Here is an 11,937-nt window from a genome sequence, read left to right as displayed (position 1 = left end):
AGTAATGGTCATTATCCATTTAATGAATTGTCGTTAGGTAAACATTGCAATGCGCAATAGTTTAAATCGTCCCCAATGGTTGGTTTCAAAGAAATGGGCCGTAAAAGGAATTCGTGAAAACGGATAATTAGGTCGTTGAGTTGAAGTAAAGTAGCATAAGCCAAACTATGCTTGATTTATAAATTATATTTTTATAAATTCATTATGGAAGATTAACCATTTATTTTTCGCTTAAGCGAGAGCAATCATTATTGTTATGAACTTGCCGTAATAACATATTGAAATTTATAAAAATTAAGCCAATGTCCGAAAATAATTTTGCTGAACTTTATAAAACTTGGCCCACAGATCAGTTGCTGTCTGTGGTAGATAATCCCGATCACTATGAGCCTTCGGCCCTTGAAGCTGCCGAGATTGAATTAAAAAGTCGACAGTTGACCACCGAGGAGTTGACAGCAGCAAGATATGTGCTTAACCAGCGAGAAGCGGAAAAAGAGACTAATATTGATACGATAAAAGCCAAAGACCAATGGACTATTACCGGTAGATTTGATACGCCCAGGGTACAAGTGGTCAAAAGAAGTATCGTGCGGATCTCATTTTTTACAGGTATCCTCATTGTGTTTAAAGGCTATAATCTTTTTCCTGCACTGTTATATCCGATCAAATATTTCAAAGAGCTACCGGATAACTACACATTATTGTCCTTTTTCAATGTAATGGTTTTAATAGTAGGTTTCCTTTTGTTTTGGTTGTTGAAAAGAACTGGATGGATACTGCTCACACTCTTTTTTGCAAGTTCCTCATCCATGGTTGTTTCTACCTTGATGTACATGCTCTTTCAAAGCAGAAGGGAGGCCAAAATTTTAGTGGAGTTCAATCCAATTCTACAGCCATATCCTTTGGAGATGTATATCTTACCAATTTTGCTCTATGGTTTTTTGACCTGGATTTTGTGCACAAAAAAAATACGTGAATGCTATTTCATTAGTAAAACAGCGATGTTTTGGACACTTGCAGTTGGTATATTGTTGATTCCATGCCTTTCTTTTTGGCTAATGCTTTAATGCCGATTAATTTTTACTTTTGAAGGCAAACCTGCTTTTATCGTTTTTTTGTAAGTTCGCGACTTCCAATTTTGTAGTCGTTATTTAACAAAGAACAGTTGCTGTAGGGACAATAGACTAATAAATAGTGTATGAAGATTATTGAAAGCATAAAAAAGACGAACTGGTTGCGTATCGCATTATTTTACGGATTGTTGATGTTGGGAACTTTTGCTATACGAAAGCTTCCTAATATTTTCCAGATGGCTATGAAAGATGTTTTTAGTTTTCCATTACCCTGGAATATGAATCACGGATTGATTATTCTGATTATCTCGGCATTTTTTTATGCTTTGTCAAAAGTCGTTTCCACCGTTACACTTTTTGGCCCTAATAAAACAAAGTCACTGTTGTTTCCATTCCTTTTATTCGCAGGATATGGTATTTATGGATTTAATAATAATTACGGTGTCGATGAGCACGTTTGGGCACTGTTGTTCTGCCTGTTTACATTGCTGTATGATATCATGGAGGAATTTACTTGGCGGGGCTATTTGAATGATAGTCTAGGTGAAATAAAATGGCCCATTAAAAGTGTGATAACGGGAATATTTTGGGCGATTTGGCATCTTTTAATTTTTGATAATTTTAGCCAATTTGGTGGTTTTGCCGGATTTGTGCTTTTGTGTATTGTCTTTTCATTTGTATTGACTTTCTCCACCGTAAGAACCAATTCAATTATAGCTCCAGCTACTTTACACGCACTTTTGGGGAAGACAAATTTAGTCACCCTGTTATTATTTATACTGTTTATTATTTTATTACTCTTTTGGAATAAGAAATTCAAGGGATCAACCAGCGATGCCGAACTCAAATCGTAGGAAATCGCTGGAGGACCATTGCTGCACTCAGCCGATCAATTTTGAGTATCTGACCATAAGGAACAGCGGGCACAAACCATAGCGATCTATAAACAAACTGCTGCTCCCTAGGTCATTTAGACTATTCGGCCAGTGTATCGGCATGTCGATGCATAAGCTTCCAGGTACCTTGCTCTTTTCTGAAGATTTCGGTGATTCTGAGATTGAAAATCACCACGGTATCTTGTCCTTTTATGTTGACGGACGAACGTTGTATACCCGTCCAATAGGCTAGCGTATCACTTGCATCTTGATGGATCACTTCAAATTTGTTTTGTGCACCCGGAAGGAAATTGGAAGCTCCTTTTTGGTTAAAATCATTGACCTGTAATACCCCAGAAATATATATTCCATTGGGCGGAAAAATTGTGGCAGGCTCATTTGAGACAGAAATATCTTTTAGGGAATCAAAATGACCCTCCACAAAATCTGTTGAGGCTTTTAAACGGATAGCCATAAATTTTTCGAAATCCAAGAGTGCATTATTGGATGTTTTCATATCTTTTATCTTTGTTTAATTGATACAAAGTTCCCAAAATGAAATTATTCTAGCCTGTGACAATCGTCACATAATGTCAGGTGTTTAATCTTCTCCGACGAATCCGGCTTAAGGTTTCTCGAGCTACTCCCAAAAAAGAAGCCAATTGAGAAAGTGGTACACGTTGTGAAATTTCTGGATATTTTTTTTCTAGATAACACAGACTTTCGGCAGCCGAATAGAGTTTAAATAGATTGGCAAACTCTTCCTGGCGTGAAGCAAACTGCCTGATACAAAACCGTCCCAACCGTTCTATTTCTATAACCTGTGCAGCAAGTTCAAATAGTGTCGACTTATCAAAAATAATGGTCCTTAAGTCCTCACAGGCAACGATGTTAAATTCGGATTTTTGCCCGCTGCCAAAACTTTGAATATTGGTAGCGATATCGTTTTCAAAGAAAAATCCTGTGTTTTTGACAGTTCCATCAATAACATAATAACTTCTACAATAGCCTTTGTCGATAAAAAAGAGCGAATTGCAAACTTTACCCTGTTCCAGCAGTAAATCATTTTTTTTGAAGTTACGCAATGTCAATGCTGGCTGCAGCAAGTGCCAGCTATCCGTCGAAAAGTCAACCAATGCGTGAATGTAATTGCGAAGATTGTCCATGGTTAAATGGTTTCATCGTCGTAGTGACGCATAATGTAATAAAAATAGTCTATCATCTTCAGGTAGTTTTCAATGCTGATGTATTCATTGGTACTATGCATACTCTGCTGTTCAGCGTGATTAATTTTAATGGGCATAAAGCGATAAATATGATCACTGAGATTTTGGTATTTGATAGCGTCGGTTCCGCCAACAGTCAGGTAAGGCGTAACAATAAGATCAGGGTATAGCCTGCGGATAGAAGCTTCCATCATCGTATAGGCTTTAACGTCTGTTGGTGAAACTTTGGATGCTTCTCGGGCATTGTCGACCTGTTCGATTTCAACATCAAACCCGCGTGTAGCCTGCTCGACATGATCCCGAACTTCCCGCAGGGTGTTTTCAGGCAGTAGCCTAAAATTGACAACAAATTCAACTTCAGGTGAAAGTACATTGGGGGCATCGCTGCCCTTCATCATCGTCAGTGCTGTAGTTGTTCGCACGAGGGCATTAGTCGAGTGGTTTTTCGTTAGTTGAGCCAGAAGTAAAGGTTCCATAAGCCAGCGATTAGCGATCGCAAAACGGGAGACAAAAGGCATGCTACCACCAACCTGTTGAAAGAAGTTTTGGATCATAGGGCTGATCTGTGCTTTCATCTGGTGATTTTCTAAGCGCTGCATAATAACTGCCGCTTTACCAATTGCACTCGTTGTTGGCGGCATCGAAGAGTGCCCACCAAGACCTTTGACCTTAATTTTCAGGGATAAAAATCCCTTCTCCGCGCAACCGATCAATGCTACATCGGAGCTGATTCCCTTGACCGAGCCCTTTTCCAGAATGAGTCCACCCTCGTCATAAACGGCTTCGAATTTAAGACCTTTTTCTTTGAAGTAGTCTGCTATTTTAGCTGCGCCGCGTACGCCACCAACTTCTTCATCAAAACCAAAAGCGAGGTAGATATTCCGCTTGGGCTGTACCTGTTCTCGAACCAACTGTTCCGTAGCTTCAAGTAAGGAGAAGAGCATGCCTTTCATATCTAAGCTTCCGCGGCCATAAATGCGGCCGTTGGCTACTGCCCCCGAAAAAGGTGCATAGTCCCATTCTTCGGCTATTTCACTAACCGGCGGTATTGCCTGGTCTCTAGGCTGAAATAGCGTTGAATCGTTATTTTTTATAGCAGCTGAACCGGGAGGAACAACATCCATATGCGAAAGAAAGAGTAGCGGAAGCAAGCTATTGTCGCTTCCCTTAAGTCGAATGACCAGCGCGTGGCCATTGACCGTATAGGTTTCCAGGGAGCGATAGATCAGTGGAAAATTGTGCCTGATGTAACTATTAAGTTCTTCAAAAGGAACATGGTTAAATAATGTCGAGTCGCCAAAAGAGATTGTGGCTATTTTGATGCCGCCGGCAAATCGGGCAACAATGCTATCATTGATCACTGGCTGCACAGGCGCTGCAGTATATTTTTTGACACGCGTAAACGGGTAAGTCAGCGTTCTAATTAAAAGCCCAATGATAAATAGGATAAGTAAGACAAAAAGGATTAAGAGAATTTTCTTCATAACAGACCTCATATTAACATAAGAACTTACCTTACATACGCTGGGAAAAACCTGTCCAGCGTATATCCTGTTGTTTCTAGTAGAACACGAAAGCCCTTCGTTTGTTTCTTATTTCCCGTTAAATGTGCAATAGCTCAAATTCCTGTTGGACTGTTTCTTGCCCATTGACAATAATTGAAATTTTATGTTTCCCTGCATAGAATTTCCGGGTAGTAATCAATTTGAAAGATTGCTTTCGCTCGATACGGTTTATTTCAGTTCCCTGATAGATTCGTTCACTAATTTTAAATACCTTTCGAGATAGCTGACCATTTGACTTTTGATAATATAACCCATACTCCAAACGTAGTGATCGGGGGGCGCTACTTCCATTCTCAATTTCAAAGGAAAAAATAAGGTGTTCACCTATTTTAACTGCCGGTGTATGGATACTGAGATTCCTAAGATGAAAATCGCTACTATCCAGTCCATAAAAGCTTAGAATTGCTGGATGTCCTTGTTTGAGTAAGGTACGGCAGCCATGTTTGATGATGGCATCTGTATTTTTACTGATTCCATTCCACTGCTGGGCAATGGTCAGAACGAGATGGGGATGATCTTTGGCAATATCGTTGAGATTGTTGGCCACACTTCTTCTTACGCTCTCGGATGGGTCATTATGGAGGTTTTGGAGGATAGGCAGGATAGGGGAAGGGTCGTTTTTCAACGCTGGAATTGCCATCGCCCAGGGGAGTCGGGGCCTAGATCCTTCACTTGCAAGGCGTCGAACTTGAGGATGTGGGCTTTTGGACCATCTTTCCATTTCCGCGATCATACGAGATCCATAGTTGATAATAAATGGACGGACGGCAAATTCGCAGGTTATGAATCTCGTGACGATTTCAAATGACTGCACAGCTGTTTCAAAATCTCCGATACCGTAAGTTTCGATATAGTCCGGAAAAATAACATATTCAAGGCCTCCCCGATGCTTCGTTTCTAAGAGATGTTCCACCACTTGTGTTAGTAAGGCCGCTGCTTCGGGAAAGGATGCCGGCATAAATTCATGTAAGGCCACTGTGCTGTGTTTTGTACGCTGTTTCCATTCCATTTCATGAAAACTGCCTGAAAAAACGCGTTTGATAAACTGTTCTCTGTTAAAACTGTTGTCAACGCGGTGGAACTGATCGGCAATAAACTGATAAAATTCCGGTGTATATATATCTTTAATTAGGGCCATGAGTTGAAGAAATAGCTGTTAAATATCGATTAAGGAAGACAAGATACTAATTTTTGGACTTTAGTATCTTGTCATGTGAGCGGATTAGTTCGTGGCTTCTACGCCAAATTTTTTGATCGCCTCAGGGCTCAGCGGAGTGAAAAAGTTAAGCATGTTACCATCGGGATCACAAAAAAGCAATGAGCGATTACCCCAAGGCATTGTTGTCGGTTCCTGAATGATTTTTGAAGCACTATTTTTGATCCGAATATATTCATGATCTACATTTCCCACTAAAAATTCAATAATAATAGGGGCCATGTTACCAAAGATAATGGGGCTGTCGCTAAACATTTGCATCGTGCGAGTACTTCCTATAGCTAGGGTAATCGAACTGGTGGAAAGCTCGGCAAAATCTGGTGTAAACCATTGTGCGGTGAGCCCCAGGATTTCTTCATAGAATCTGACGGACTGCTGAATGTCATTTGCAATCAGTCGAATGGATGTTAGTTTCATGCTGATATAAATTTATTGATGACAAAGTTAAAAGGGCCATTGACAATAGTCTGTCAATAGCCCGATTGAAACTGTCCATAAATTTACTTATCCTTGCTAGATTAGTACGTCGTCAATAATTCCAAATTCTTTTGCTTCTGCAGCAACCATCCAGTGATCCCGGTCGCTGACATCATGTACGCGTTGATAGCTCTGTCCACTGTGTTTGGCAATAATATCATACAGCTCTTTCTTGATTTTCAGCACTTGATTGGCTGTAATTTCGATGTCCGAAGCCTGGCCTTGAACACCGCCAAGTGGCTGATGAAGCATCACCCGTGCGTGTTCCAGCGCGCTACGTTTGCCGGCAGCACCGCCGCAGAGTAATATCGCACCAAAGGAGAGTGCCATACCGGTGCAGATCGTTGCAACATCTGGGCTGATCAATTGCATTGTATCATAAATACCTAATCCGGCATACACTTCGCCTCCGGGAGAGTTGATATACAGTTGTATATCTTTTTTTGGGTCAACAGATTGAAGGAATAACAGTTGGGCTTGTACGATATTGGCGATGTTGGATTCTACAGGAGCACCCATAAAGATAATACGGTCAATCATCAATCTAGAAAATACGTCCATTTGTGATACGCGCAATTCGCGTTCTTCGGTGATATATGGCGTCATGGCCAGCGGAATGTGTGACTGCTCGATGCCTGAAATATAATGATCCACCAGATCTTTTTGGACATAACAATGCCCTACCGCAAATTTGCGGAATTCATTTTTGTCAATCATCATGATGTTAGGAATTTAGGATTTGCTAAATAGCTTTATTATTTTTTTTCTAAAAGAGACATGTTCAGGATGTGTAAATAATGCCTGCGTTATGGCTTCAATTTCCATTTTCACTTGTTTGCGCCCGAATTGCCGAATAGCTGCATAAGCTTTTTGTTGCGCAATAACCTTGTGTGCCAACTCTTCGTCCAACACCAATTTCGCTTCAAAAAGCAGTGCATCTTCCGGCTTCGCTATTCCAAAGATATACGCTTCTATCTGTTGGATTTCATTCCATGAAGTCATCATAAACCAGGGATTTTTGTTTAACGGATTCTCTAACTTTCTCAAGGCATTTAAATTTCTGTACAGTGGCGCTCCTTGCTCCCGAATAGCCATATTCATCTGCAATTTCCTGCAGTGACATTTGATCATAATAGAAGCTTTTCAAGAGTTCTAAACATTTACGCCCAGCAGTCTCCAAAAAACGAAACAGCCTTGTGCTAGAAGGAGACTCTTCGGTTATCAAAGCAATATCCACTTGATCTAGGGGAAGGTTTGGACTGGATTGACCATACCGTTTTAACCATAGATTTTTGGCTGTTCCAACCAAATAGCCAATATCGTTGTTTAGTGGTGCTGCTGTTAAAAGAATCTTTTCATAATACACCAGCAAAGCGTCCTGAAATACATCTTTGGCTTCATCCAAATTACCACCCATACGACTGATATACTTAGCCACGATGGGAAATGTACTTTTATACAAGTTCATAAAGAGCACCTGTCGGTCTATTGTTCGATTTGAATTGATCAATTGTTGCATAGCAATATCATTTATAGACATGTACCAATTTAGTGAAAAGTATCACCTTTTATTTGAAAAATTAGTTAAACAAAAATGCTTCCCTTTTTTGGGGAAGCATTCATTCGCTTATCAGAGTTAGCTTATTCCAGTTTATGTTTCTACTGCTCAAGGTTATTTTTTTAAATCCAGTTCCATCTGGATATTACATCGTTGATAAGGACTTGGATAGCCGCTAATCTTTTGGAACCCCAACTTGTAATAGAGATTGATTGCAGGTTTCAAAATGGTGTTGCTCTCGAGAAACAGTTTTGATGCCCCTAAGGTTTTTGCTTCTTCAATAATTGCTCTTCCCAAAAGATAGCCTATACTTTTGCCTTGCACTGTTGGAGATACCGCCATTTTTGCCAATTCATAGTCAAAATCGGGATGATTCATTTTAATAAGTGAGCATACACCTACAGGTTCATCGTTATAAAGAGCAACCATAATTTTACCCCCTTTTGCCAAAATATATTCCTCGGGATTGTCAAGTGCTTTATGGTCAGTTTCTTCCATTTCAAAATAGGTGGAAATCCATTCCTCATTTAAAGACTTAAATGCCAGGCGGCATGTTGGATCATATGGAACAATGTTGACATCCTTACTTTCACGCATTTTCTTTTGTTCCTGAACGCGTTTCAGCAAGGATTTTTGTTCAAGTAGAAATTCCCATTCAGCTAAAGCTTCCCATAGATTGTGCGTGGCTTCCTGGATAATCCCATCTATGGCGCGATCGATATCGATGCATTGAATTTTCATTCTTTCCCAAAGCATTTTTCCTTTATCGGTCAATCCAACCATATTTCGCCGTTTATCCACAGAGCGAAGGTTATCCTCTAAAAGACCCACATTGATCATTTCTTTAACGATTTTAGTGACTGATGGCTGGGAGTGGCCAATCTCTGTTGCTATATCGGTAATTGTTTTTGAATCACCCTCAGACAAGATAAAGAAAACGGGAAACCACTTGGGCGCAAAATCAATCTGATAAAGCTCATGTAATCGGGCGGCCTCTTCTGTGATATTTGAAGCCATATAGCGCAATCTGCTGCCTAATGCTATTTTTCCTGTTTTTTCAAATAGTTCCATTGTATTATAAGTAATTATATAACCAGTTATGTAAATGTAGGAAAATAATTTAAATGTTGTAAAATTTAAATTTTAAAATTCTGCGGAAACAAAAATATATCGTTGTTTTTTTCGTTATATTTCAATAAATTCAAAGCATAAAAAACCAGAACCCCTTAAAATAGACCGAAGGACATGAACGAGTTAGAAACTTATTTCCGAAATAATGATGCGAAGCTAATCAATAAATGGATGCATTATTTCGATGTATACGACAGACATTTTAGTCGTTTCAAAGGCAAAGAGATCGTGGTGTTGGAAGTTGGGGTTTTTCAGGGCGGAAGTCTTCAGATGTGGAAGAACTATTTTGGTGATCGTGCGAAAATTTACGGTATCGACATCAATCCGCACTGTAAGGAACTCGAAGAAGAGAATGTAGAGATATTTATTGGTTCACAGTCGGACCGGAAGTTCCTGCGCCAGGTAAAAGAATCCATTCCGCCGATCGATATATTGATCGATGATGGTGGCCATACGATGATACAACAAATTGTGACATTTGAGGAGCTTTTTGATCATGTGAAAGATAATGGCGTTTACCTTTGTGAAGATTTACATACATCTTATCAGGTATTTTATGGTGGTGGCCATAAAAGGAACGGTACTTTTATTGAATACAGTAAAAATTTTATTGATTACATCAATGCTTACCATTCCGAGCAACGTGGATTGAAGGTCAATGGATTTACGCGTTCGGTAAGTTCCCTGCATTACTATGACAGCATCTTGGTGGTGGAGAAGCATCGAAGGGATGAAGCACCGATACATATGAAGACAGGGGCAGCGACAGTGAAAGATTTCAATGCGGCTCCCACAGGATTCGATGGATTAAAATGGAAGATTAAGAAACCTGCTTTGACCATGATCAACAAGTTTCTCCGTTTCTTCCGTATTGGTGGGTTTATGTGGCGTTAATAGTCTGTGGAGATAGCATCTTTTCATTCATGTGTATTATGTTGTTATCTGAAAAAGACGCTTAAAACGTATTTCTTTCCTAAAAAATTATAAAATAGTTGAATTTGTATACTGAAGGAATGATTATGGTAACATTTCGTAAGCTTCAATAGATTACATTTGTAATGTAACACAAATTACATCTACTAAAAATATACTTACCTCGCTCCGGTTTCCAAGAATCCGTCAAGTTCCACCGGAGTGGGTAAGTTTCTTTACGCTATAATATATGTTCATTTATTCCTTGAGCACTGCAATATTTAATTTGATTTGTAGCTTCTTGTTCAAGCATCCAAACCGATGGTCCGAAAACCAGAAATACCGAGCTGAATTGTTGTTCATGTGGTTTCCCAAGCTAAAGCTCGTTTATGACCTTGGAATTGCCCTTGGTGACATATTCAATAAATGCCAGGACAAAAAGATAGCATTGACCAAACTAGGACTGGCACAATCAGGTTGAAAATGCGGGCATCGCTTCATTTGAGAGCGTAGCAAGATCCATTGCAGCGCATCATCAATATATTCTACACTACTTCGACAATAGAAGCACCAATGCTTCAGCAGAATCTTTCAATGCAAAGCTCAAAGCGTTCAGGAGTCTCTTTCGCGGCGTAAGGGACACCACATTTTTCCTATATAGAGTAATGAAATTGTATGCTTAAAAACTTCCCTTCCCCCCAAACTTTCGGTATGATCCATAGATCTTAACAAGGACTTACAAGAAAACAAAAAAGGCAGATCATTTGATCTGCCTTTTGGGTAAGTAATCGGGCTCGAACCGACGACCCCTAGAACCACAATCTAGTGCTCTAACCAACTGAGCTATACCTACCGTGATTTTGATGTCACAAAAGTAGTATTATAGCTTATATGTTCCAAATGTTTTTTAAACTTTTTGACTAAACAATTGTCTATCAAAAGGTATAATTTTCAAGCATGACCGTTTAGCGCCCCTGGAGAATAATATCTAGGTAATATTTTCAGGTTAAATGCCTAAAAAAGCAGCTTGGTCTTTAATTTGTATACTATAGTTTATGGGAAAATTTTTAAAATTTTTAATTATCGTAGCCATTTTGGCAGTGGGCGCTTGGTTCGTGTATAAAAAATATAACAGCGGACCGGCAGTGGAAAGCAAACATCAGTTATTGGTGGATCGCATTGAAGCAATGGGAAAACTGGAATTGGTCAAATACCGCTACAGCGATGTGGTGGAGCATAAAAACGTGAATACGTTTTTACCGGATGCAAGTGTATTGTTAATCGTCAAAGCAGATGCTGTAGGCTGTGTAAACCTTACAAAACTTAGTCCGGAAGATATTAAGGTGGTAGGGGATTCGGTTTCCATCAAATTGCCGGCTCCAGAAATCTGCTACATTAAGATCGATCATGAAGCATCCAAAGTCTATGATACCAAAATGGCTTTCTTGCGCGAAGCAGAGCTTGTGGATGAAGCTTACAAAGCTGCGGAAAAAGCTGTTGCTGATGATGTTAAGAAATCAGATATTCTGCAGCAAACCAAGGCCAATGCAACCACCGTGTTTAAACCGCTCTTACAGGGATTGGGGTTTTCGAAAATCAATCTGACTTTCGAATAAATTCAAAAAAAGCTAGGCAATGTTAACATTGTCTAGCTCTCTACACATGTGTCCTAAATAAATTTTAGGATTGGATTTCTGTGGTACAGGCATAGCTTTTTTCATCATTTCGATATTGACCCCTATTTTTCAATCTGCGAAGATCTTTAGCTGTCCCTTTTTTCCTTTTATAGGCGGCCTGAAAAAGGGATCATCTATCCATTGCCAGATGTTTATTTTCACGAAGATATTCATTCTGATGAATGCGACCAGATTGGACAGGTTCCAGTCATATTTGGCCTTTTTTTG

The 11,937-nt window shown here is 39.5% G+C and carries 14 protein-coding genes and 1 tRNA gene; 5 read left to right on the top strand and 10 right to left on the bottom strand.

Annotated features, from left to right (window positions below; genetic code table 11):
- Positions 1–302: 302 nt before the first annotated feature.
- Both IQ31_RS18260 and IQ31_RS18255 read left to right on the top strand, forming a co-directional pair.
- Positions 303–1,067: a hypothetical protein gene (locus IQ31_RS18260; protein ID WP_088161481.1), complete on the top strand. Its 765-nt coding sequence runs from the start codon at positions 303–305 to the stop codon at positions 1,065–1,067.
- A gap of 131 nt (positions 1,068–1,198) precedes the next feature.
- The gene (locus IQ31_RS18255) at positions 1,199–1,927 is read left to right on the top strand and encodes a CPBP family intramembrane glutamic endopeptidase (protein ID WP_208734305.1); all 729 of its coding nucleotides are present in this window, start codon (positions 1,199–1,201) and stop codon (positions 1,925–1,927) included.
- 121 nt (positions 1,928–2,048) lie between these two features.
- On the opposite strand, the gene IQ31_RS18250 is transcribed toward IQ31_RS18255, so the two are convergent.
- The 9 genes from IQ31_RS18250 to IQ31_RS18210 form a co-directional block, all read right to left on the bottom strand.
- Positions 2,049–2,465 carry a Cif family virulence factor gene (locus IQ31_RS18250; RefSeq protein WP_145329066.1) on the bottom strand — a complete coding sequence of 139 codons (417 nt, stop codon included), beginning with the start codon at positions 2,463–2,465 and terminating at the stop codon, positions 2,049–2,051.
- 76 nt (positions 2,466–2,541) lie between these two features.
- A complete protein-coding gene (locus IQ31_RS18245; RefSeq protein WP_145329063.1) occupies positions 2,542–3,114 on the bottom strand; it encodes a Crp/Fnr family transcriptional regulator in 573 nt (190 codons plus the stop codon).
- 2 nt (positions 3,115–3,116) lie between these two features.
- On the bottom strand, positions 3,117–4,658 hold the full coding sequence (locus IQ31_RS18240) for a M20/M25/M40 family metallo-hydrolase (protein WP_145329061.1): 1,542 nt from the start codon (positions 4,656–4,658) through the stop codon (positions 3,117–3,119).
- 118 nt (positions 4,659–4,776) lie between these two features.
- Positions 4,777–5,877, bottom strand: coding sequence for a DNA alkylation repair protein (locus IQ31_RS18235; RefSeq protein ID WP_088161484.1), 1,101 nt, complete (start codon positions 5,875–5,877; stop codon positions 4,777–4,779).
- Between the two features lie 84 nt (positions 5,878–5,961).
- A complete protein-coding gene (locus tag IQ31_RS18230) occupies positions 5,962–6,372 on the bottom strand; it encodes a VOC family protein (RefSeq protein ID WP_088161485.1) in 411 nt (136 codons plus the stop codon).
- 96 nt (positions 6,373–6,468) lie between these two features.
- Positions 6,469–7,152, bottom strand: coding sequence for an ATP-dependent Clp protease proteolytic subunit (locus IQ31_RS18225; RefSeq protein ID WP_088161486.1), 684 nt, complete (start codon positions 7,150–7,152; stop codon positions 6,469–6,471).
- Positions 7,153–7,164: 12 nt separating this feature from the next.
- Positions 7,165–7,437: a hypothetical protein gene (locus IQ31_RS18220; protein WP_145329060.1), complete on the bottom strand. Its 273-nt coding sequence runs from the start codon at positions 7,435–7,437 to the stop codon at positions 7,165–7,167.
- Positions 7,418–7,951, bottom strand: a complete 534-nt coding sequence (locus IQ31_RS18215; protein ID WP_145329058.1) for an RNA polymerase sigma factor — start codon at positions 7,949–7,951, stop codon at positions 7,418–7,420. Before IQ31_RS18215 ends, IQ31_RS18220 begins: the two co-directional genes overlap by 20 nt.
- Before the next feature lie 153 nt (positions 7,952–8,104).
- The gene (locus IQ31_RS18210) at positions 8,105–9,061 is read right to left on the bottom strand and encodes a bifunctional helix-turn-helix transcriptional regulator/GNAT family N-acetyltransferase (protein ID WP_145329056.1); all 957 of its coding nucleotides are present in this window, start codon (positions 9,059–9,061) and stop codon (positions 8,105–8,107) included.
- A 174-nt stretch (positions 9,062–9,235) separates the two neighbouring features.
- Here IQ31_RS18210 and IQ31_RS18205 point away from each other — a divergent pair, with 174 nt between their 5' ends.
- Both IQ31_RS18205 and IQ31_RS28250 read left to right on the top strand, forming a co-directional pair.
- The gene (locus IQ31_RS18205; RefSeq protein ID WP_145329054.1) at positions 9,236–10,015 is read left to right on the top strand and encodes a class I SAM-dependent methyltransferase; all 780 of its coding nucleotides are present in this window, start codon (positions 9,236–9,238) and stop codon (positions 10,013–10,015) included.
- Positions 10,016–10,524: 509 nt separating this feature from the next.
- Positions 10,525–10,716, top strand: coding sequence for a transposase (locus IQ31_RS28250; RefSeq protein ID WP_145329196.1), 192 nt, complete (start codon positions 10,525–10,527; stop codon positions 10,714–10,716).
- 96 nt (positions 10,717–10,812) lie between these two features.
- Here IQ31_RS28250 and IQ31_RS18195 read toward each other — a convergent pair.
- Positions 10,813–10,886 (bottom strand) — tRNA-His (locus tag IQ31_RS18195).
- A 202-nt stretch (positions 10,887–11,088) separates the two neighbouring features.
- Here IQ31_RS18195 and IQ31_RS18190 point away from each other — a divergent pair.
- On the top strand, positions 11,089–11,649 hold the full coding sequence (locus IQ31_RS18190) for a DUF4230 domain-containing protein (RefSeq protein WP_120335931.1): 561 nt from the start codon (positions 11,089–11,091) through the stop codon (positions 11,647–11,649).
- The last annotated feature ends 288 nt before the right edge of the window (positions 11,650–11,937 follow it).

The sequence above is a fragment of the Sphingobacterium siyangense genome, assembly GCF_007830445.1.
In the GTDB taxonomy this organism is placed as follows: domain Bacteria; phylum Bacteroidota; class Bacteroidia; order Sphingobacteriales; family Sphingobacteriaceae; genus Sphingobacterium; species Sphingobacterium siyangense.
The sequence above is the reverse complement of the archived record's forward strand: the minus strand, read 5'-3'. Positions and strand labels throughout refer to the sequence as shown.